The sequence below is a fragment of the Cyclobacterium jeungdonense genome, assembly GCF_010994275.1.
GTDB lineage: Bacteria > Bacteroidota > Bacteroidia > Cytophagales > Cyclobacteriaceae > Cyclobacterium > Cyclobacterium jeungdonense.
On record NZ_WMCD01000001.1, the window covers coordinates 623318 to 645390 of the forward strand.

At 44.0% G+C, this 22073-nt stretch carries 17 protein-coding genes and 1 pseudogene; 13 read left to right on the forward strand and 5 right to left on the reverse strand.

All coding sequences use genetic code 11. The features are described from left to right. The first annotated feature begins 300 nt into the window (after positions 1 to 300). Positions 301 to 1044: pseudogene (locus tag GKS34_RS23840) on the forward strand (HAEPLYID family protein). A gap of 147 nt (positions 1045 to 1191) precedes the next feature. Continuing rightward, positions 1192 to 2514 (forward strand): hypothetical protein, encoded by a 1323-nt coding sequence (locus GKS34_RS02330; RefSeq protein ID WP_163383193.1) that lies wholly within the window; start codon positions 1192 to 1194, stop codon positions 2512 to 2514. A 40-nt stretch (positions 2515 to 2554) separates the two neighbouring features. Here GKS34_RS02330 and GKS34_RS02335 read toward each other — a convergent pair whose 3' ends face one another. From GKS34_RS02335 to moaD, 5 genes are read right to left on the reverse strand one after another with little or no spacing between them, the layout of a single operon-like run. Beyond that, complete coding sequence (locus GKS34_RS02335; protein ID WP_163383194.1) at positions 2555 to 3700, reverse strand: XdhC family protein; 1146 nt, start codon at positions 3698 to 3700, stop codon at positions 2555 to 2557. Positions 3701 to 3703: 3 nt separating this feature from the next. Then, positions 3704 to 4900: a molybdopterin molybdotransferase MoeA gene (locus GKS34_RS02340; RefSeq protein ID WP_163383195.1), complete on the reverse strand. Its 1197-nt coding sequence runs from the start codon at positions 4898 to 4900 to the stop codon at positions 3704 to 3706. Between the two features lie 41 nt (positions 4901 to 4941). Then, complete coding sequence (gene moaA / locus GKS34_RS02345) at positions 4942 to 5931, reverse strand: GTP 3',8-cyclase MoaA (protein ID WP_163383196.1); 990 nt, start codon at positions 5929 to 5931, stop codon at positions 4942 to 4944. 36 nt (positions 5932 to 5967) lie between these two features. Continuing rightward, entirely contained in the window at positions 5968 to 6381 is a 414-nt protein-coding gene (locus tag GKS34_RS02350) for a molybdenum cofactor biosynthesis protein MoaE (protein WP_163383197.1), read from the reverse strand. Between the two features lies 1 nt (position 6382). Next, the gene (moaD, locus tag GKS34_RS02355; protein ID WP_163383198.1) at positions 6383 to 6622 is read right to left on the reverse strand and encodes a molybdopterin converting factor subunit 1; all 240 of its coding nucleotides are present in this window, start codon (positions 6620 to 6622) and stop codon (positions 6383 to 6385) included. A gap of 413 nt (positions 6623 to 7035) precedes the next feature. Between moaD and GKS34_RS02360 the strand changes: the two genes are divergently transcribed. From GKS34_RS02360 to GKS34_RS02410, 11 genes are all read left to right on the forward strand, one after another. Beyond that, positions 7036 to 7629, forward strand: coding sequence for an RNA polymerase sigma factor (locus GKS34_RS02360; RefSeq protein WP_163383199.1), 594 nt, complete (start codon positions 7036 to 7038; stop codon positions 7627 to 7629). 129 nt (positions 7630 to 7758) lie between these two features. Next, the gene (locus tag GKS34_RS02365) at positions 7759 to 8784 is read left to right on the forward strand and encodes a FecR family protein (RefSeq protein ID WP_163383200.1); all 1026 of its coding nucleotides are present in this window, start codon (positions 7759 to 7761) and stop codon (positions 8782 to 8784) included. A 47-nt stretch (positions 8785 to 8831) separates the two neighbouring features. After that, complete coding sequence (locus tag GKS34_RS02370) at positions 8832 to 12293, forward strand: SusC/RagA family TonB-linked outer membrane protein (RefSeq protein WP_163383201.1); 3462 nt, start codon at positions 8832 to 8834, stop codon at positions 12291 to 12293. 51 nt (positions 12294 to 12344) lie between these two features. Then, positions 12345 to 13880, forward strand: a complete 1536-nt coding sequence (locus tag GKS34_RS02375) for a SusD/RagB family nutrient-binding outer membrane lipoprotein (protein ID WP_163383202.1) — start codon at positions 12345 to 12347, stop codon at positions 13878 to 13880. A gap of 62 nt (positions 13881 to 13942) precedes the next feature. Further along, on the forward strand, positions 13943 to 14716 hold the full coding sequence (locus GKS34_RS02380) for an HpcH/HpaI aldolase family protein (RefSeq protein WP_163383203.1): 774 nt from the start codon (positions 13943 to 13945) through the stop codon (positions 14714 to 14716). Continuing rightward, a complete protein-coding gene (locus tag GKS34_RS02385) occupies positions 14716 to 16146 on the forward strand; it encodes a GntP family permease (RefSeq protein ID WP_163383716.1) in 1431 nt (476 codons plus the stop codon). Before GKS34_RS02380 ends, GKS34_RS02385 begins: the two co-directional genes overlap by 1 nt. A 118-nt stretch (positions 16147 to 16264) precedes the next feature. After that, positions 16265 to 17425, forward strand: a complete 1161-nt coding sequence (locus GKS34_RS02390) for a mannonate dehydratase (protein ID WP_163383204.1) — start codon at positions 16265 to 16267, stop codon at positions 17423 to 17425. A 70-nt stretch (positions 17426 to 17495) separates the two neighbouring features. Further along, entirely contained in the window at positions 17496 to 18371 is an 876-nt protein-coding gene (locus GKS34_RS02395; RefSeq protein ID WP_163383205.1) for a 2-hydroxy-3-oxopropionate reductase, read from the forward strand. A gap of 27 nt (positions 18372 to 18398) precedes the next feature. After that, on the forward strand, positions 18399 to 19712 hold the full coding sequence (locus GKS34_RS02400; protein ID WP_163383206.1) for an enolase C-terminal domain-like protein: 1314 nt from the start codon (positions 18399 to 18401) through the stop codon (positions 19710 to 19712). 41 nt (positions 19713 to 19753) lie between these two features. Next, the gene (locus GKS34_RS02405; protein ID WP_163383207.1) at positions 19754 to 20701 is read left to right on the forward strand and encodes an RraA family protein; all 948 of its coding nucleotides are present in this window, start codon (positions 19754 to 19756) and stop codon (positions 20699 to 20701) included. Between the two features lie 74 nt (positions 20702 to 20775). Further along, positions 20776 to 22053, forward strand: a complete 1278-nt coding sequence (locus tag GKS34_RS02410) for a mandelate racemase/muconate lactonizing enzyme family protein (RefSeq protein WP_163383208.1) — start codon at positions 20776 to 20778, stop codon at positions 22051 to 22053. Positions 22054 to 22073 lie beyond the last annotated feature (20 nt).

The window sequence follows — 22073 nt, forward strand, 5'->3', positions numbered from 1 at the left end:
CCTTGCGCCCATGATTCGTCACATTCGTAATACTAATTTTTTAACAAGTACCCTGGGATGGGTGGCACCTGGTTTTTTTGCCATTTCTTCTCCTCCGCCGGAGATTTCATAAACATCCTCTTTAATTGATTAATAGCTCCGCTTCTCCAGCAGGGCTTGTTTTTTCATGTCTAATTTTATCACCAATGATGAATCAAATAGCTAGGATCGGTATTTTACTGATTGGAATTAATTACCATGTACAAGCACAAACAAAAATAGAGGTCTCCAACGAATTACTAGATAGTATTTACATCTCTGATGTCGAAGAAAAAAAAAACCGCCAAAGTGTTGCATGCAGAACCCTTATACATTGATCTAATTCGGGATCTTGGCGCAAGAAAAGGGGAAAGGGAATGGAATGTTGGCCTGGGACTTACTGATAAGGAACGTTATGATGAATACCTCGCCCTGGTGGAATACGAATGGGCTCCCATGAATAGATAAGGTTTGGAGGTAGAATTGCCGTTTTCTTTTTATTATCCAATAAACGGAAACGGAGCGGCTCCTGAAAACAAACTCAACAGTTTGAAATTAGCAGGTCAATATACGTTCTTTGTATCGGAGAAACGCAAGACTTCTCTTGCCATCGGATATATTCATGATTTTGAAATGAATCAATTCTCCAACTACAAGGAAGAGCGTATATTTTCAGGTAATGCCTATAATCCCTTTTTTATTGCTGCCAAAAGGTGGGGATTCAATTACCACACGCTCATTTACACCGGTCCGTTTATGCAGAGTCATTACGGAGTTTCCGGATTGTAAGTAATCTGGCAAGTCAATACCAATTTCCATTACATGATTAGTGGAACGCGAAATTTTATCGGTATCGAATTCAATAAAGAAATCGCAAGTGAAGATTTTGACATGATCATAAGGCCTCAGATGAGGCTGAGCATTGCCGAAAACCTGTTGATTGGGATAGTTACCGGTATTCCTGTAAGCAGGGAAAATGAAAGGTTCAGTTCGTTTTTAAGGATAATTTACGAACCGGGTCATTGAATCCCGGTTCGAAATTTTCCACTTATATAATTTTCATTTTAAAGCTACAATGAGTTAGATTCAATTTGCCTGAGAAATGTACCTTTGTGTAGCTTCTTTAGCTAATCATTGATAAAAGCTTTTTTTAATGATAATCCATTATCGAATATGCCCAGATTACCTGTACGGATTTATTTTATTTTCTTCTTTATTTTTCCGCTCGGCCTCTCCGCTCAGCAAAAAGAGACTTCGGAATTGAAATATGCACTGAACGAGGATGGGAGTCAGTACGTAAAATTAACATTCTTAAATCAAATTTGGGTACGGAATACTTGGAATAACCCGGGAACCACCGTGGATGGTTACCTGGAAGATCAAACCTTTGATATTGGACTTCGCAGGACCCGAATTCAGTTGTTTGGTCAATTGACGGACAAAGTGTTTTTTTATACCCAATTTGGAACCAATAATTTGACCTATCTGGGAGAAAGAAAGCAAGGCTTGTTTTTTCATGACGCGCTGGGAGAAATAGCCCTTTGGGACGAAAAGTTATCCATAGGTACCGGACTTACGGGTTGGAACGGAGTATCCAGGTATTCTTCTCCTTCTGTCGGCTCGATTTTATCATTGGATGCCCCCTTGTACCAGCAAACCACTAATGATGTCACCGACCAGTTTTTGAGAAAATATTCCATTTATGCCAAGGGGAAATTTAATCGCCTGGATTACCGAATGGCATTGAGCAAACCCATGGCGGTAAGTCAATCCTCCGTTCAGGGAAACATCCCGGGTTTAGTGGCAACCTTTGCTGGTTCACCTGCCGGATTACAGCTACATGGGTATTATATGTACCAGTTTTTAGATCAGGAGTCCAATACCACTCCCTACAATGCGGGGTCTTACCTGGGAAAGAAACACGTTTTTAACATCGGAGCCGGTTTTCTTTACCAAAATCAGGCTATGTGGCATCTGGAACAAACAGGTGGGCCTACTATCTATTCCGATCTGGCCTTGCTGTCCGTCGATGTATTTTATGATAAACCGCTTAATCGTAGCGAAAACACGGCGCTTACCCTTTACGGTGCATTTCATTCCAATGACTATGGTAAGAATTATATTCGGAATCTGGGCGTCATGAATCCTACTAACGGAACCACTGCCCAGGCTAGTTTTAATGGACCGGGAAATGCTTTCCCTATGATGGGGACTGGAAATAGCTTTTACGGTCAAGTAGGATACCTTATGAAAAAAGATCTTTTAGGCAGTTGGGGAACCCTGCAGCCCTTTGTAACCAGCCAGATCTCAAAATTTGATTTGCTGGAAGACCGGATTATTACCTACGAATATGGGTTTAATTGGTTGATTAATGAAAATCAAACAAAATTGTCGCTAAACTATCAGAGTCGCCCAATATTTCTTGAGTCGCAGGAAGGAATTTCCTCATCCGACAGGAAAGGCATGTTGGTTTTTCAATTTCAGATTTCCATCTAATAAAATAAATAATATTTGGGTTAAAAGGGATTTGAAGCGCCTATCTGTACCGATTTTCATCGATATGTATAGGACCTTGCCTGTTTTTCAAATGATTAGGTTGCTGTCCGGAAAGTACTGTCATGATCTCAGAAGTAACAGATAGAGCGATCTCTTCCGGGCTCTCAGCTCCGATGTTCAACCCCATAGGTCCATAAATACACTGAAGTTGGGCTTCTTCCAGTTGAATTCCCGCTGTTTCCAGGTTTTCAATCAATTTCTCCAGTTTTTTCTTGGGTCCCAAAACTCCCAAATAAGGAAAAGTATAGGGAAAAAGGCCTTTCATAATTTGCAGATCGTAGTCAAAATTATGGGTCATTAATACCAACGCTGTTCTTTGATCCGGATTTAATTGAGGAAGAACCTCCTGCGCTTTACCTATCAGCAATTGAGAAACCATGGGAAAGCGGGCGGTGGTAGCATAATCAGACCTGCCGTCAACCAAAACCATTTCCCATCCCATGACATCCGCCAGGCGGGTTAAGGGTATGACATCGTTTCCAGCTCCGATCAGTACCAATTTGATAGGAGCGGGAACAAACTCTACAAAAGCCTGCAATGACGATTGAGAATCAAGAGGTGTAATCAACGAATGCTTTTTCTTCAATACTTCCTTCGCTTTATTACTGGCAAAGGATTGAAAGGAATCGCTTACTTGATTTGCTCCTGGGTTTTGAACGAATTGCTGTTCACTGGCTAGCAAACAAGTTCCTACCTGAGTAGCTCTTTTTTCTTGAGTGTTAAAAACAGTAATCAGTACCTTGTCCGCCCTGTTTTCCAGGCAACGTTTAAAAAGCGAGATGGGGTTGTTTTCCTGTTCAGGTAAAATCGGCTCGATGAGAATATGGATGATACCGTTGCAACCCAATCCTACACCGAATTTGGCATCGTCGTCGTCGGTAGTGTCATAAGTGACTAACATGGATTTCTGACTGAATATGACCATTTGAGCCTTTTTCAGCGCATCTCCCTCCAGGCAACCTCCAGAAATAGCACCGGTTAGTTGCCCGTTTTCGGTAACCAACATCCTGGCTCCGGGTCTTCTGTAAGACGAGCCATCCACTTTTACGACTGTGGCCAAGGCAGATGCCTCCCCATTTTGAACTGCTGATTCATGAGCTGCAACGATGGATTTTATTTCTTTCATTTTTTAGAAAACGCCCTTATGAAAATAATTTAATGGAAAGATATCGTTCTTTTGGAATGTTTCCACGTCAGCCGGCAAACTTAGAAAAGCATCTGCCTCCGAAAGGTGTACCCAATCCCCGGATCCTGAGTTTTTTATAGGGTAAGCCATTATCTTACCGTCTTGGATTTCGGTTCTTACCAGTAGGTGATAGGTAACGGGTTTCTTAAAAATCACCTCCTCTGCCAATATCCCGGAAGCTTGGGATGCAGATCTTTTTAACTGCTTGGACAGCCAGGGTTTAAAATAGGTATGAAAACACACTAAAGTAGAGCTGGGATTACCGGGAAATCCAAAAACGAAATTTTCATTTTTCCTGCCAAATAAAAAGGGCTTCCCAGGTTTTTGCTTGACCCCATGAATTAGAATGTCCAGGCCGAGATCGTTTAATACTTCGGGAAGAAAATCAAATTTTCCCTTGGAAACTGCCCCGGAAAACAGCAGAATGGAATGGCTCTTCAATGCTTTTTCAATATCTCTGCGGAGCTCCTCCTTGTGGTCTGGTAGGTGGGCTGTTTCCGCCGCTATGCCCAGATTTTTTAATGCTGCCTCGAGCATGTACACGTTGGACGTGCGGATTTGATGCGGAAGGGGCTGCTGATCCACTCCCACAAGCTCATCACCAGTGGCACAAATAAGCACCTTTGGCGGTCGGACGACCTTTACTTTTTCCTGCCCAAGCGATGCCAGCACACCTAAAATTCCAGGATGGATCCAGGAATCTTTTCGTAAAATCAGGTCGCCTTTTTTAGCATCGGTACCTTGGAGGTGGACATTTTTGAATTTCTTAAATTCAAATTCATTCACTTTTGCAGTGTCCTTATTGATCTGCACCATTTCGTAGGGCACCACACAATCGGTATTTTTCGGCAAGACCGCTCCGGTCATTACTTCCAGACAATTTTCGGAATTTTTCAGCGTCATCTGTTTCTGTCCCGCTGCCTGAATGCCTTCAATTTTGAACTGCTTTTTTACTTGTAGCACTTCGGACTGAATGGCAATCCCATCCATGGTAACCCGGTGAAACGGCGGCGCATCACGGTCTGCATATACATTTGATGCAAGGGTGTGATTCAGGCTTTTTTGGAAAGGAATGAATTCCTCTGGTAAGGACAAGGGATTACTTGAAAGGATATCTCTGGCTTGGTTTACGCTAATCATTTGTAGTAGGTTGTTGGGATAAGAAGCTTCTATTGGCCACCTTAGCCTCCTAAAAAGGACATTGATTTTTTCGGGACTTTCTTACTCTTTGCTTCTGCCTCAAAACCATCCTTTTCTTTATTGGCTACTGCCTGAATAATTTCATCCATAAGGGCAACATCGCTCGCTCCGCCTCTTAATACATCCCTTAGATTGGTTACCGGGGGGCCATACAGGCAGGTTCTCAATTCTCCGGTGGCCGAAAGCCGGATCCGGTTACAGGTACCACAAAATGTCCTGCTAAAGGCTGGAATGATCCCAAACGTGCCAAGAAAGCCGGGAACCTGGTAATTGACAGAGGTACTGTTTTTTTCATCCAACACCTTCCGCATATTTGGGAAAAATTCCTTGATATATTCCAGAAGAGCGATGTGGTTCCATCGAGGCGGTTCAAACTTTCCGGTTCCGTTAAACGGCATTTCTTCGAGAAAACGTACGGACAAAGGGGAATTTTCGGTCAATCTGACAAATGGAATAATATCTTCCGTATTTTTATTGCCATCGACCACACAATTTAGTTTGACTACAAACCCCTGATCCATCAGATTTTGGATGCATTGGTATACTTCCTCAAACCGATCTCTACGGGTGATTTCAAAAAAGCGTTGCTTATCGAGAGAATCGAGAGAAATATTAATCTTCCGGATACCAAGCGTTGCCAGGTCCTGGATTTGGGTATCCGTGATCGATCCATTACTGGTAAGGGTAATTTCTTTCAGTTCTGGTTGTTGGGAAAGCTGGGTTAAAAAGCCCATTATACCTTTTCTAACGAATGGCTCTCCCCCCGTAATTCTGATTTTCTTTACTCCTAATTGAATAAATAATGAGGCCAGGTAATCGAGTTCTTCGTAGGATAGCAGTTCTTTCCGTTGAACAAAGTCCATTCCTTCTTCGGGCATGCAATAGTAGCACCTGAAGTTGCATCGGTCTGTAACGGATAACCTCAGGTAATCCAACTTTCTTCCGTACCGATCTATCAATTCTTTTTGCATGCTATTTTAAATTTCCTTTTAGTAACTAACGTATCGTTAGGGGTGGGCATTTACCCAAACCGTCTGGTCGGCAAAATACTCCTTTTTCCAGATAGGGACCTTATTTTTTAACTCATCTATCAAAAACCGGCTGGCTTCAAAAGCATCCTTTCTATGCGCTGTTGCCGTACCTATGACCACTACTGGCTCGCCAATTTGTTTGCTTCCCAATGCATGTACCATCAATAGTTTTTTGATAGGCCATTTCTCCATGGCTTCTGCTGCCAATTTTTCCATTTCCTTCATGGCCATGGGCTTATAGCCTTCAAATTCTAACTTCACAACCGCTTTTTCCTGAGCATGGTTTCTTACATTTCCAATAAACAGGTTTATGCCTCCGGCCTCGGGGTCTTGAAGCCAGGAATACATTTCGCTTAAATCGATTTGGTTGACAAGCAATATTTTTTTCATATCAACCTCCGCTAACAGGTGGGATTAAAGCAATTTCCTGATTTTCAGTGATCGGGGTTTCATCATCAGCATATTCCTGATCCACAGCGATGGCAAAACTGTATAAAGTACCCATTTCTGGATATTGATTCAAGATCCATTGTTTTAATTCCAAAACCGTCGCAATTTTTTGGTGCTCTGGCAAGGATAACACTTGTTGTCCCATTAGTTCCTTTGAAATTCCGAATAAAAGCACTTCCATAGTTGGTTGAAATTTTCGCTATTGTGAGTCTTAAATTTACGCAATCAGTTTTGATAAACCACGAATTTGGACAGCTTATTAATCGCTGCTCGAAAGCGCAGGCGCATTCAGAGGTTTTGGATGAAACTGTACGGTGAATTTTTAATTCACTTGAACTAGGTTTGTAGCAATTAATTCAAAATAATATTTTAATAATGGTCTTTAATCAACTAATATGATTTATAAAAAGGAAATACACTAAAATTTATATTTTAAAATTTTAGCTTTTATTAAAAAATTAGTAAAATCATCTAAGCTTTTGATAAAATTATATTTTTAAAAATAAAATTCTTTAAAAAATATTAAATGAAGTAAAATATTGTGATTTATTGGAAAATTACATTACTTGTAAGGTAGTAAGGTCTAAATTTTCGATGTCAACTGAAAACAAATACTCGGTTCCTGAACTCGTAAGCTTCGTGAGGCAAGGCGATGCCGTTGCATATCAACAATTATATCAGCGGTTTGCTGCCAAAATTCTGAGAACCTGTAAGAAAATGTATTTGTGTCATCAAGATGCCGAGGAAGTCGTTCAGGAAGTTTTCTTAAAGGTTTGGGAAAAAAGAGAGGGATTGGATAGCTCGCTCTCTTTTAATGCCTATTTGTTCACGATCATGCGTTCCTCCATTTTTATTAGGTCACGAAAACAGGCCTTAGAAATTGCCTACAAGCAGTATCAGTTAAATTATGGCGTCCAGGTAACTTGCAATACCGAGGAAGAGATGGAATTTAAGGAATTGAAACTGTTTTCAGAAAAAGCTATCGCGTCTCTTCCAAAAGGTCAGCAGGAGGTTTTTAAACTCAAATTCACCGAACACCTGACAGCCGAAGAAATAGCGCTTAGGTTGCATTTGTCCAAACGAACGGTGGAGAACCAACTTTATAAAGCAACAAAAAGACTGAAACAAGAATTTCAATCCAGTGAGTTGATTCCGTCGGATTTATTCTTTTTGTTATTAATTTTCTAATTTTTTTACCGTTTTGCTTAGTAATTTTTTATTTTTAACATATTTCATTAAAATATATGGAATAAATTCCCTTTGCATAAGTAAATTACCTGATTTGAGCATATATACCGTATAACCTACCAGGTAAGCATGAGCGGTTTTATTCAAAAATGGAAAGATTTTCATGAAGGCAAGCTTTCAAAGCGTCATGCAAAGGCATTTTTAGAATATCTGAATAGTCCTGATGGGAAAAAAGAGTTTCAACAGCTACTGAAATTAGTTTGGGATTCTGAAATCACTTCAGATAAAACAGACGCTGTTTTACCTTCCAAACCGGAAGGTCAAAAGGGGGATGATGAACAAAAAAAAACGAATAAACAGTTACCTAAATTTCAACGGAATTCACCCTGGATTTATAGTTGGATTCGTTATGCTGCCGCTGTAGTGATCTTTTTACTTATGCTCCAGGAATGGGGCTTTTTGCCCCGATATTCAGCAGTGCCAATAGCTAATGAGTTGGATTCGGAATCAAGCTGGATTACGAAATCAAATCCAAAAGGCATAAAATCAAAAATCTTGTTGCCGGATAGCTCCCGGGTTTTTTTAAATGCTGGCAGCGAAATCAAATATCCTAGAAATTTCACTATGAATCGTCTGGTGATTTTAAATGGAGAGGCATTTTTTGAAGTAGAAAAGAGAAAGGAAATGCCATTTACCGTTCAGGCTGCTCATGTAACCACTACTGTTTTGGGTACTTCCTTTAATATTAATACAAATTCCCTGGAGTCCATAGAAATAGCCTTAGCTACCGGGAAAATACGGGTTAAAAATGAGCAAACCGGTAAAAATATGCAACTGGTTCCGGGTGAGGGGAGTTTGGTGCCCTCAGGAAGTAAACCCATGCAAAAAATGGATATAGATCCGAAGAAAATTTCCTTGTGGAAGGAGGGGATTCTTTATTTCGATAAAGAATCCTTTCAATCGATACTTAAAAAATTGGAAAACTGGTATGATGTTAAAATCTCAGTAAACGGAAATTTCCCTAATGACCAATTCTCCGGAACCTTTCAAAAGAAAGCCTACCTGAGTGATGTTCTTAATGTATTAAGCCACGCCATGCATTTTGATTACGAATTAGATGGTAAAAAAGTATCCATCTATCCTTCTCCCAGTTGAATTGCATCAATTATAACCATCTAATATTAACCAATACCCAAAATCCCATGAAGCATGTTTTATTAAAACCCACTAAAAATCTAAAGGTCAGGATACTGACGTTAGGAATTTTAAGCATGCTGGTATTTCATACCGGTTATGCCTTTGACAGTGTCAAAAGTATTGAAGATGTGGTCATAAAACTGGATATCCGGCAGGGGAGTCTGCAGGAGATACTCCGCCACATTGAGAGCAAAACCGACTACCGGTTTTTCTATGCAGATAAAGGACTTGAAGATCCTGAAATTCTGCATCTAAATAAGCTTAAAGGAAGCGTAGCGGAAATATTGACGGAATTGGCCATCGAAAAGAAACTGCATTTCAAACAGGTAAATAATGCCATAAGCGTGCGGTTTCTTGCCGAAAATGCGGATACTCAACGCCTTGAAATACGAGTGGAAGAAGCCGACATCGAAGTATCAGGTAAGGTAACAGCCCAAACAGGGGAGCCGTTGCCTGGGGTCGCGGTTTCTGTAGCAGGTACCACTATTGGGACCATTACCAATATTGATGGTGAGTATACACTAAATGCCCCAGAAGACGGCGAATTATTATTTTCCTACATTGGCTTTGCAACCCAGCGGGTCGATATCAATTCCAGGTCCATCATCAATGTTACCTTACAGGAAGATATTGCCGGCTTGGAAGAGGTGGTCGTTACCGCTTTGGGGATAAAGCGGGAAGCAAAAAGCCTGGGATATGCCACCTCAACGGTAGAATCAGAAGAGATGACGATAAACAGGACACCAAATTTCATCAATTCCCTTCAGGGAAAGGTAGCAGGAGTGAACATATCCTCAATGGGATCGGGTCCTCAGGGTAGCAGTAAGATTAGGATAAGAGGGGTTTCGTCTTTTGGAGGAAACAATTCTCCATTGATTGTTGTCAATGGCGTACCAATTGACAATACCAATTTTGGCGTAAGTGGAGACGTTTCGGAAGTGGGAAGCAACAGGAAATCGGATAGTGGGGATGGGTTGAGTAGTATCAATCCGGATGACATTACTTCCATGTCGGTCTTGAAAGGGGCAGCGGCCTCAGCACTGTACGGTGCCAGAGCCAAGGATGGTGTCATCATGATAACTACCCGGAATAGGTCTACCGGATCGGGAATTCAGGTGGAATTAAATTCCAATTATACCCATGACACTCCACTGGATTTTACCGACTATCAGTATGAATACGGTCAAGGTGAAGGCGGGCTTAGACCGACCTCACCCAGGCCGGTTTCGGGCGTGTGGAGTTTTGGAGAAAAATTTGAGCCCGGAATGACCCAAATTTTATTTGATGGCATTGAAGTGCCCTATGAGCCCCAGCCTAATAAAGTCAGAGGCTATTACCGGGATGGTTCCACCTTTTCGAATACCATTCGGATCTCATCCGGAGGAGAAAATGGTGGTTTTAGCCTATCAGTGGCCAATATGGACAGTAAGGCAATTCTTCCCGGCTCCAATTACAATAGGAAAACGATAAACCTGGGCTTTACCCAAAACATGAAAAAACTTACCGTTTCCGGTAATATCAATTATTCCAAGGAAGACCGGGTTAATCCGCCGAATATTGCCGAGCAGGATTTTAGTCCGGTAGTCATTTATACCCTGGCTACATCCATGCCTCTAGACCTGTTGGAGGAATATGCTTTTGATGAAAACGGAGATGAATTTCCCTATTCTCGTTTTACCAACCGTACCAATCCCTACTTTGCCCTTTCCCGGTTTGAAAACAATGTGAGGGATAGGGTCTATGGCAACATTACAGCAAGGTATGACATTACAGATTGGCTGTATGTGCAAGGAAGATTCGGCCAGGATTTTTACTCCAGGGATTCCGAATACAATTTACCTACCGGCTCGCAACGGCAATCGTCACCACCTCCGGGATTTGTAAATGGGCAGTACGTTCAGGATTTGAGGCGTTTTCGCGAGGTAAACGCAGATTTTCTAATAGGTTTGGACCGGACCTTTGGGGATTTCGGATTGCTCGTCAATTTAGGTGGGAACCAAATGTACAGGAGATTGGATGTGAATACTTTATTGGGTGAAAACTTTTATACCAGAGGATTATACACCATCGGCAATGCCAGTAAAATTACCACAAACTATACCATTTCCGAACGTCAGGTAAATTCATTGTATGCAAGCACGGAATTGTCTTACAAAGGGTTTTTGTACGTAAACGGTACGGTTAGAAACGATTGGTTTTCGACGCTTTCCCCGGCCAACCGAAGTATTCTCTACCCCTCGTTGACCGGCAGTTTTGTTTTTTCCCAGGCCTTTGCAAATCTACCCAACTGGGTATCGTTTGGTAAAATCAGGCTAGCTTACGCCGAAGTGGGGAGTGATACGGATGTGCAGCCCTATGCCAATAACCTTTTTTATAACATCAATCAGCAACAATTCCCCAATTCCAATGGGATCGCACAACCGGTGGGATCGATTAGCGGTTCGGTGGTTCCTAATGATGACCTGCGTCCAATGAGGGTTAAGGAACGTGAAATCGGATTGGAAATGACCCTATTCGACAACCTACGGTTTGAAGTATCTTACTATAATAAGTTGTCCTCGGATCAGATTTTGCAGGCGCAGATTTCTGATGCGTCCGGCTATCAGGACCAGTTGATAAACGTGGGAGAAAGTGAAAATAGGGGAGTCGAAATGTTTGCGGCTATTTCACCGGTTAGGAGTAATAAGTTCAATTGGAACTTTAGTGCCAATGCTGCATACAATCAATCGAAAGTTTTGAGTTTGGGGGATGACGTGGACGGGACTTTTATCACGGTCGGAAACGCTGAGTTTCACGGTGAGGTACGACAGGAGGTGGGAAAACCCATGGCCCAGCTCTACGGCTGGGGCTACCTCCGGGATGAGCAGGGTCGACAGGTCTTCGATCCCAATAACGGCCGTCCGCTACGCTCAAATGAACAATTGAATTTTGGTACGGCCATTCCCATTTGGGTAGGCGGCTTTACCAACAGTTTTTCCTATAATAATCTGAGTTTTTCTTTCCTCATTGATTATAAACTGGGACATAAACTGATATCCGGAACACATACCAATGCTTACCGGCATGGTCTGGACAAAGCCACATTGGAGGGTAGGGAACAAGGCTTCGTTGTTGGGGATGGCGTGAATCCAAATGGCGAAACGAATACGGCTCAATCTCCTGTGCAGACGTATTACGAGACGATACGTTCTGGGCGAATGTCCGAGCAGTCGGTTTTTAATGCTGGTTCCTGGCAGTTAAGGCAACTGACACTAGGGTATGATTTTACCTCGCTTGTGCCGGAAAACAATTTTATTCGGGGATTGCGATTAAATCTGGTTTCCAACAACGTAGCCGTTATCAAAAAATGGGTACCTCATATCCATCCGGACCAAAATGGGATCATCTCTGACAACAACGCGGGACTCGAAGCAACCGGTTTGCCGGTTACCAGAAGTATAGGATTTAATCTAAATGTGAAATTTTAGTAGTCAATTGCTTCTCCGAATCATTGATACAAACGATATAAATTAACTGAAATGAAAAAGTCAATAATATTACATCTGTTTCTGGGATTGATGGGAGCCTTTATTCTGGTTTCCTGTGACGAGGGGTTTGACGAAATGAATACCAACCCGGTACGCCTTACCTCCATTGATCCGGCGTTTCAATTGAATCAAGCTATTATTTCCAGTTCTCCAGGTTATAATAATCTTACTTACGAAACTACGATCGTCCGGCAGATGATTACCCCTTTTCAGGGGGTAGGCACCGGAGGAAACCTTAATCAGGATAACCGGTCTGCGACTCAGGGCAACTGGCAAACCGGCTATCGGACAATTGTGAAAAACCTAATTGACGGGTTGGCAGTCCTTGAAGGTAATGCGGAGAGGACGAATCTGTACAATATCATGCGGATTTGGAAGGCGCATGCTTTTATGATGTTGACCGATACCTATGGGGATGTCCCCTATTCCGAGGCTGGTTTGGGATTTATAGAAGGAACGGTATTTCCGAAGTATGATTCTCAAGAGTCTATTTACACCAGCATTCTGAACGATTTGGAAATGGCGGTACAGGGTCTGGATGAAAGCAAGGATCCGATCAATCAGGAAATACTCTACAGCGGCAATATCGAGCAATGGAAGCGGCTGGGTAATTCCTTGCTGTTGCGGGCAGCCATGCGCCTTGTTAAAGTGAGTCCATCCACCGCTCAGGAATATGCTACGAAGGCCATTAATGGAGGGCTGATGCAATCCAATGAAGACAATGCAGTTGTAAGGCATAATGCGGATTACCGAAACAGCCTGGGAACTAATCTTAATGGAGGGCAGGCGCCATTTTATTACCTGGATGAAGAATTTGTCGATTTCCTTCAGAGTAACGACGACCCCAGGTTAGAGTCCATTGCGGTACGTTATGTGGGTGCCTTGAGTGGAGGAGAGCAAACCGAAGCCAATGCAAACCGATCGGCTGAGGCGCAAATCGGAATGCCGCAGGGGTACGATAATACGACCATCATTCCGGTTGCTGAAGCTGCCGGACTGGCCAGCTTATATAGCTATAGTCAATTGGATCGCAATCGTTTAGGAAACCCCGAAGCACCAAATTTCCTGGTCACGTACTCACAGACGCTCTTGCTTTGGGCAGAAGCAGTGGCCAGGGGATGGGTTTCCGGAGATGCGGAAGAATTGTATCAGGATGGTATTCGTGCCCATATGGAACAAATGGCTCTTTGGCCTAACGATACAGAAATAGCCCCCGAAGCCATAGATGCTTACATTCAAAATCATCCACTGGAAGCAGGAGCAGAACTGGAACTGATAAATACGCAATACTGGGTATCCTCTTTCCTGATCGGACCGGAAACCTGGGCGAATTTTAGAAGAAGCGGATTTCCTCTGGTAAGTCCCAATCCATATCCGGGAAGCGATCTGCAAAACGAGGATTTCATTCGAAGACTCACCTACCCGGATTCAGAGCTTACAGTAAACAAGGAAAACGTTGACCAGGCGACCAGCCGGATGGGCCCGGATATTTTGGACACCCGGGTTTGGTGGGATGTGCAGCAGTAGGATTTTTGAAATAAAATTCTAACTTTAATACATCGTTCCAAATAAAAAACCTTTAAAATTAAATGAAACACCTTAAAAAGCGTTTAAAATCCGGAGAAACATTAATCGGTTGCTGGTTAAATTTAGGAAGTTCCATTACCGCCGAAATCGTAGGTTTATCGGGATTTGACTGGGTGCTTATTGATCTGGAACATGGTGCAGGAGAACAAAAAGACCTGCTGCACCAGCTCCAGGCACTCGAACATACAGTAGCAGCACCCATCGTACGGGTGGAAAGCCACCAGAAAGAACGGATTCATAGGGTCCTGGATCTGGGTGCGGAAGGGGTGATGTGTCCAAGAATAGTTTCTGCTAAAGACGCCCAAATAGCGGTTAAAGGGATTCACTATCCCCCAACTGGCATCCGGGGAGTGGCCAAAATGGTCCGCGCAACCGGATTTGGGAAGGATTTTGACGCTTACAAATCCGGCACCAGCGACGCTTTGGTTGGGATCATTCAAATCGAAACCGCAGAGGCGTTGGATGAACTCGATGAGATAGCAAAAACTCCGGGGGTAGATGTACTCTTTATCGGTCCTGCGGACCTTACCGTTGCTTTGGGAGTTGATGGGGACCTGACCCATCCTTTATTTATAGAAGCTGTAGATCGGATTATTAAGGCTGCCAAAAACGCTTCCAAGGCAGTGGGTATTTTGATCTTTGATCCTAACGATTTCAAAAAGTACCAGGACCTGGGAATACAGTTGATAGCCTGTGGATCGGATGCCACCTTCGTGGCTTCCGGAGCCCGGGACTTGCAACGCAAGTTAAGCCAATTTAAAAAGTCCGATACATGATGCAGGATCCTTTTATCATTTTACTGATAGGAATGCTGATTGTGGTTGGGGGGATTATTGGGGGAAAACTGAATCCGTTTATGGCCCTACTGCTGGCGGCATTGGTGGTAGCCTGGTTGACGCCAGCAGAAGCTATCCGGGAATTTGCCCTTAGCAAAGGCCAATCCGAAACTGCCGCCAACACGTTAGCATATACCTCTATAGGAGAAAGAATAGCGGATGCCTTCGGCAGTACTGTAGGCAAAATTGGAATATTGATAGCTATGGCCGCGATTATTGGAAAATCCATGCTTATGAGTGGGGCAGCGGAGCGTATTGTGCGGTCAATTCTAGGACTAACTGGTGAAAAAAATGCGCCTTTGGCCTTTTTGAGCGGTAGTTTCTTTCTGGGAATCCCCGTCTTTTTCGATACGGTCTTCTACCTCATGATTCCCCTGGCAAAGGCCATGGCGATGAGGCTGAAGAAAAGTTACCTCTTGCTGGTGCTTTGTATTACTGCAGGTGCTGCAATGGCCAACTCCCTGGTTCCCCCAACTCCTGGGCCCCTGTTTCTCATCGCCGAAATGAACATTCCCATCGGTATGATGATGGTGGGGGGCTTTCTGGTTGGATTGGTGACCATTGCTGCGGGATACATTTTTGCCGTCTGGGCAAATAAAAGGAACGAGATACCCTTAAGGGACTCGCTGGATGCACCTTTAAGTGAAATAAAATCTCTGGCTGATAAACCCAAATCTCAATTGCCATCCCTGGGGCTGGCAGCTGCTCCGATTTTGGTTCCATTACTATTAATAACAGGAAGCGCTTCGATCAGCACTTTCTGGGAAATTGATCCGGGAGAAAGTGCTTCTGTTTTTTTCGAAAGCATTCATTTTTTAGGGGAAAAAAACATGGCTTTGATTCTGGGGGCATTGGCAGCCTTACTTACGCTATTTATCCGGCGTAACAAAGCAGGCGGTGAAATGAAAGGCGCGGTTCAGGCCGCGTTGACCAGTGGCGGGGTGATTATCCTGATTACTGCAGCAGGAGGTGCATTTGGAGCCATGCTTCAGCAAACCGGAATTAGTTTGAAAATTGCCAGCCTGACCCAGGGGTATCAGATGGCATTGATTCCGCTGGCCTTTTTTATAACCGCCCTGGTCAGAACCGCCCAGGGTTCTGCTACGGTGGCCATGATCACTGCTTCCGGGATTTTGTCAGGAATGTCTACCGCTGGGTTGGACTACCATCACCTTTACCTGGGACTTTCCATTGCTTGTGGATCCAAACTGATTCCATGGATGAATGACAGCGGTTTTTGGATCGTTTGCAAGATGAGTAACTTAACTGAAAAGGAAGCACTTAAGACGTTTTCGCCTTTATTGACCATAATGGGAGTGGTAGGCTTGATTACCATAATGATTGGGGCTAAGCTTTTCCCCTTGGTATAAAACAAATGAAATCGAGCATGACGCAAGCGACACACGGAAGGATGATTATAAAGCATGCGAGATTCCATATGGCCGCTTAAAGACAATAATAAACATATGAAATAAACCCAATTGAGCTATGAAAAATATCCTAAAAAACCTACAAAGAAGAAATTTTGTCAAAGTCCTTGCTTCCGGAACGGCCGGAGCAATTGCAACCAGTTCGATGGCATTCGGATCACAAAATAGATCCAAAAAAAATAAAAGCGAGGCGACCACTTCCAAGAAGGAAGTTTTGATGAAAGTCGGCTGTCAATCCGGAGGGACTTCCGAGGAAAACCTGGCTTTCAAGGCTCGCCACGGGGTTTACCACTTGGATGGGGGCATGCCGAAATTCATTGAGGGTAAGGGCTGGGATCTGGAAGATTCTTTTAGGAAACGAGAGGCTTGTGAAAAATATGGCATCCACCTCGACGCCTACCACCTTCCCTTATCATCTGCTGGAATTGACCGGGTAATCATTCCCCATATCATGATGGGAAAAAGTCCCGAAAGGGACAGGGAAATAGAAATGGTGCAGCAAATGATAGAAGTGGCCGCGAAAACAGGTGTGAAATTGCTGAATTACAATACCACCATATTGCCCGTTTTGCGTACGGGAAGGACTATTGATCCCATGAGAGGAAATGCCTCCTACAGTACCTGGAATTACCAGGAAGCTTTGCAACGTGAACAGCAATTAACCAAAGCAGGTAGGGCAGATGCGGATGAAGTTTTCGAAAGAATTACCTATCTTTTGGATAGAATCATTCCTGTTGCTGAGGAATATCAGGTCAAATTAGGGAATCACATCGCCGATCCACCGGTTCCAGATGCCTATAATGGCATCATGCGGTGGAACAGCCCCGACGTTTTTGAGGGGATCAAACGATTTGCTCAGTTGTACGATAGTCCTTATCATGGGTTTAATTTCTGTATAGGTTCCATTGCAGAGGGACTTCGGGATCCGGAAAACGAAATTTTTCCGATTATTGAGTGGGTGGGAAAAAGAAAACAAATCTTCAATATCCACCTGAGAAATATTAAAGGAAATTTCAATAATTTCCAGGAAGTCTACCCAGATAATGGAGAAATGAATTTCTTTCACGTGATGCGGGCACTTCGGGATGTGGAATTTGACGGCATGGTGATGCCGGATCACGTTCCTCAGCACGAGGCAGAAGGAGCCGGTCTACAAGCCTTTGCGTTTGCTTATGGCCATATTATCGGAATGCTACAAGCATTGAAAGACGAAGCCTGATAGTGGTTAAGGGTTTTAGCTATACTTGATGAGATGAATAAATTTTAGGAATAATAAACCATTAATTATTATGAAGAAAGTAGGATTTATAGGTTTGGGAATTATGGGAAAACCGATGGCAATCAATTTAGTGAATGCTGGCTATGAATTGCTGGTACTGGAATCCAACAAATCCGCTGGAGACCTAACCCAGAAAGGTGCCAAGGCCTATTCCACCTGTAAAGAACTGGCAGCAAATTCAGAAATTGTGATCACCATGCTCCCGGATTCACCGGAGGTGAATGAGGTAGTATTTGGAACGGACGGGGTGCTGGAAGGCATCCAGTCGGGGAGTATTTTTGTGGACATGTCCACTATTGCGCCTTCCACGGCCAGAGAAGTGGCGGTTGCCATGAAGGAGAAAGAAGTAGCCGCACTGGATGCGCCTGTTTCCGGAGGTCAGGTTGGGGCTGAATCCGGAAACCTTTCGATCATGGTGGGCGGTACCCAACAGGCCTTTGACCAGGTAAAACCATTATTTGAAATCATGGGCAAAAGTGCCGTCCTGATAGGGGAAGCCGGAGCCGGACAAATGACAAAAGCCTGCAATCAAATGATAGTAGGAATTACCATCCAGGCAGTGGCTGAATCCTTTGCCTTGGCCAAAAAGGCAGGAGTGAATCTGGAAAAAATGAGGGAAGCATTGTTAGGGGGATTTGCCCAAAGCCGTATACTGGATTTACACGGTCAACGAATTATAGATCGAAACTTTGAGCCTGGATTCAAAATCAAACTTCATCGGAAGGACATGAACATCGCCCTGATGGCGGGCAAGGAATTTAAGGTGCCCCTTTATGGATCAGCATTGGTGGCAAGCCAAATGGATGCGGTTTTGGCTGCTGGATTGGATGAAAAAGACCACAGTGCACTGGCATTGCTAATGGAAAAAATGAGTGGCATTGAGTGATCTTCCGTGACAAAAAGTAGTACTCCCATGACGCATACTATTTCAGGCAAAGGACCGCGCATTCGGTCCATAAATATAACACCAATTGCCATCCAGGACCCACCCTTGTTAAATGCTGCCGGACTGCACGCGCCTTATGCCTTACGAACCATTTTGGAATTGGAAACGGAGGATGGTGTTACAGGCATCAGTGAAATTCCCGGTAATGAAGCCACCAATCAGGCCTTGGAGGAAGCTTCCAAATTAATCATTGGAAAAGACGTGTACCAATTGAATCAAATTCAACGTGAGTTGGAAGCGTATTTTGGAAAGGATTCCAGCGTCGACCGCGGAGACGCACCTTGGGACCAACGCAAGCTGGTCCACGTATTTTCTTCCTTGGAAGTTGCCTGTTTGGATTGCATCGGCAAATTGGTAAACCGCCCGGTGGTGGACCTATTGGGTGGAAGAATGCGGGATGCGGTGCCCTTTGCTGCTTATCTGTTCTTTAAGTACGAGGGAGCCGGAGGGTCCTGGGGTTTTTCCAAAGACCCAGCTGCCCGGGGCTGGGATGCCACGAGGCAGGAAGCGGCCATGGATCCGGAAGGAATCGTAGATCAGGCCATTGTCATGTGCCAGGAATTTGGATTCCATTCTATCAAGCTCAAAGGGGGAGCATTTGAACCGGAGTTGGAAGTGGCTTGTATGCAGGCCCTTTATCAGGAATTTGGAAAATCAGCTCCTTTAAGATTTGATCCCAATGCCATTTGGAAACCCGAAACCGCGTTGAAATTCGGCAAGGAGATGGAGCCAATTCTGGAGTATCTGGAAGATCCGGTCAGAGGACAGGAAAACATGGCCTGGCTCCGGGGACAGATTAAGACGCCTCTGGCCACCAATATGTGTACCACATCTTTTGATGAAATCCCCTCGTCCATACAAATGGGTTCCGAAGACATCATACTTAGCGACCATCATTTCTGGGGGGGATTAAAAGCTTCCATGGAGCTTGCCAGAATATGTAGTGTTTTTGGCAGGGATTTATCGATGCATTCCAACAGTCACCTGGGAATTTCCCTCGCTGCCATGGTGCATTTAGGAGCTGCTCTCCCAAAACTGCGGTATGCACTGGACACGCATTATCCCTGGCAGTCGGAGGAAATAATAAAAGGTGGGCGTTTTGATTTTGAAAATGGAGCAGTTGCTGTTCCTTCCGGCCCGGGATTGGGCGTGGAACTGGACAGGGAATCCTTGAAAATCCTTCATCAAAACTACCTGGACTGTGGTCTGAAAAAACGAGACGACCAAAAAGAAATGCAAAAGGTGCAGCCCGGCTGGACCTTTCAAAAAATTCGTTGGTAAGACGGAACTACAAGTTTTTTAAATAAAATTGATAGTAAGATATGCGAAGTTATTCCCAATTTAAAGGTTTTGCGGTATTTATTACGCTTGTGTTATTTTTGAGCCAGAGTCAGGCCCAGCAGATTAGCAAAGAGCAAATGTTGTTTTTAACACCGGAATGGGATGGAGAGCGGTTTCAGGATGGGCGACCCAAGGTACCGGATTCCATTTTGGACCGGATGAAAGAAGTTACCCATGAGGAGGCCTGGGCAGTAATGAAAAATGAAGGCTATAAATACCAATATGCTGAGGGCTGGGAGACGATAAATCCGGATTCAATACTGATTGGCCGGGCGTTGACGGCTACTTTCATGCCTGGCAGACCTGATATTCACAATGCCATTGACAAGAGGGGCAAAGCTGAGGGGAAGAAGGGACAAAATGCCTGGCCTGTAGACCTGTTGGTGCAGGGAGACGTATACGTGGCCAATCAGTTTGGCCTACACATTGGCGGACCTACTATTGGTGACAACGTCGGGAATGCGATTTTTGCTAATTCAGGTAATGGCATCGTGTACGATGGTGCGGTTCGGGATATTAATGGGCTGAAGGAAATTGGTGGATTTACCTCCTACTTTTCCAGTTATCACCCGTCCCATCACAATCAATCAGGGGACCTGAATACCATGCTGGTAGGTATCAATACCCCTACGAAAATCAGGCAGGTTACGGTGATGGCAGGGGATGTGGTATTGGGACGAGATGGTGCTGTTTCCTTTATTCCGCCTCACTTGGCGGAAAAAGTAGTGGTAACCTCTGAAATAGTCCGGCTCAGGGACATGTTTGGTCATCAACGAATTCGGGATGGCGTGTATACAGCCGGACAGATTGATACCCGATGGGATGATGACATAGAGAAGGACTTTTCCCAATGGCTTAACGAGCATATCGATGAATTGCCCGTTTCCAGGGATCAGATTCAGGAGATCCTGAATAACAGGACCTGGTAGATCCAGATAGTATTTTCGCCTTGTATTTCATTGGAATTCAATTCGTTAATTAACCAACCCAAGATAATTTATTTATGAAAGAAAAAGTTGACCGACGGTCTTTTTTATCCAAAACGGCCCTAGCAGGCCTAACAGGCAGCGCCTTTTTCACCAATTTTGGCTCAGGTTTGGCAGCTGCGGTTGAAACCATGCCTCAGGCATCCAATCCTTCTGATTTAAAAATTACAGATGTGAAATGTGGTTTTGTAAGGGGAGCCCTGTATGTAAAAGTCTATACCAATCAGGACGTATGGGGATGTGGAGAAGGAGTAGATGCCATTCATGGAACCTATCATCTGGTTCAGCGTCTTGGAAACCAGATCAAGGGGCAAAATCCACTAAACCCAAACCGGCTGGCAGAACAATTGCGTAAGGGAGCTTTTTTTGGAGGAGCCCAATCCGGAGTGTTTGTGGCCGTCCTTACCGCCATTGAAACCGCCCTTTGGGACATTACTGGGAAAGTTTTTGGCGTTCCGGTTTACCAACTTTTGGGAGGGAAATTTCGTGACAAAATCCGGGTTTATTGCGATACGGCCCTGTATACGGCCACCAATCCAAGCCCGGAGGATTATGCCCGGGCAGCAAGAGGCGCGGTGGACCGAGGCTATACTGCCGTTAAATTTGATGTGGATGATGGCAGGGATCCCAATAAATACGACCGGTTCAATTGGACGGCCAGTCCCATGGAGATTGACCGCATGTATCAGGCCATTGCGGCAGTACGTGAGGAGGTAGGACCAAACATTGATATTTGTGTGGACATGCATGGACGCTATGACTTTATCACAGGAGTGAAAATGGCCAGAATGTACGAGGACCTGGACTTGATGTGGTTGGAGGAACCCATTCCGGCCGATAATCCGGATCTTTACAAGAACCTTACCCAACAGACCTCTACTCCAATCTGTACCGGTGAAAATGTCTACCTGGCCTATGGTTTTGTGAATCTCCTCAGTCAGGGTGGCGTGGATATTATCATGCCGGATATCCAAAAAGCAGGAGGGCTGGGAGAAGCTCAGCGAATCGCAAACCTATCCAATCTATATTACGTGCCTTTCAGTCCTCACATGGTAGCCTCGTTTTTAGGAGCCATGGCTTCCTGCCATGTATGTGCTTCAGTTCCCAATTTTCAAATTATGGAATGGCAGATCTACATGGACACCGATCAGCTATGGCAAGATATAGTGACCTATGACGGTCCAAGAACAGAAAATGGATTCATCACCTTATCCGAAAAACCAGGAATAGGAGTGGAGATCAATGAAGAAGGAATGAAAAAATACGCGGTGAAAGATGTACCCTTTTTTGAATAACTAATTAGCAACCACAAAAC

Bases quoted from the DNA above. Each gene is read 5' to 3' on its own strand.
- GKS34_RS02330 (WP_163383193.1), top strand. From the start codon at position 1,192: ATGCCCAGATTACCTGTACGGATTTATTTTATTTTCTTCTTTATTTTT.
- GKS34_RS02335 (WP_163383194.1), bottom strand. From the start codon at position 3,700: ATGAAAGAAATAAAATCCATCGTTGCAGCTCATGAATCAGCAGTTCAA.
- GKS34_RS02340 (WP_163383195.1), bottom strand. From the start codon at position 4,900: ATGATTAGCGTAAACCAAGCCAGAGATATCCTTTCAAGTAATCCCTTG.
- moaA (WP_163383196.1), bottom strand. From the start codon at position 5,931: ATGCAAAAAGAATTGATAGATCGGTACGGAAGAAAGTTGGATTACCTG.
- GKS34_RS02350 (WP_163383197.1), bottom strand. From the start codon at position 6,381: ATGAAAAAAATATTGCTTGTCAACCAAATCGATTTAAGCGAAATGTAT.
- moaD (WP_163383198.1), bottom strand. From the start codon at position 6,622: ATGGAAGTGCTTTTATTCGGAATTTCAAAGGAACTAATGGGACAACAA.
- GKS34_RS02360 (WP_163383199.1), top strand. From the start codon at position 7,036: ATGTCAACTGAAAACAAATACTCGGTTCCTGAACTCGTAAGCTTCGTG.
- GKS34_RS02365 (WP_163383200.1), top strand. From the start codon at position 7,759: ATGAGCGGTTTTATTCAAAAATGGAAAGATTTTCATGAAGGCAAGCTT.
- GKS34_RS02370 (WP_163383201.1), top strand. From the start codon at position 8,832: ATGAAGCATGTTTTATTAAAACCCACTAAAAATCTAAAGGTCAGGATA.
- GKS34_RS02375 (WP_163383202.1), top strand. From the start codon at position 12,345: ATGAAAAAGTCAATAATATTACATCTGTTTCTGGGATTGATGGGAGCC.
- GKS34_RS02380 (WP_163383203.1), top strand. From the start codon at position 13,943: ATGAAACACCTTAAAAAGCGTTTAAAATCCGGAGAAACATTAATCGGT.
- GKS34_RS02385 (WP_163383716.1), top strand. From the start codon at position 14,716: ATGCAGGATCCTTTTATCATTTTACTGATAGGAATGCTGATTGTGGTT.
- GKS34_RS02390 (WP_163383204.1), top strand. From the start codon at position 16,265: ATGAAAAATATCCTAAAAAACCTACAAAGAAGAAATTTTGTCAAAGTC.
- GKS34_RS02395 (WP_163383205.1), top strand. From the start codon at position 17,496: ATGAAGAAAGTAGGATTTATAGGTTTGGGAATTATGGGAAAACCGATG.
- GKS34_RS02400 (WP_163383206.1), top strand. From the start codon at position 18,399: ATGACGCATACTATTTCAGGCAAAGGACCGCGCATTCGGTCCATAAAT.
- GKS34_RS02405 (WP_163383207.1), top strand. From the start codon at position 19,754: ATGCGAAGTTATTCCCAATTTAAAGGTTTTGCGGTATTTATTACGCTT.
- GKS34_RS02410 (WP_163383208.1), top strand. From the start codon at position 20,776: ATGAAAGAAAAAGTTGACCGACGGTCTTTTTTATCCAAAACGGCCCTA.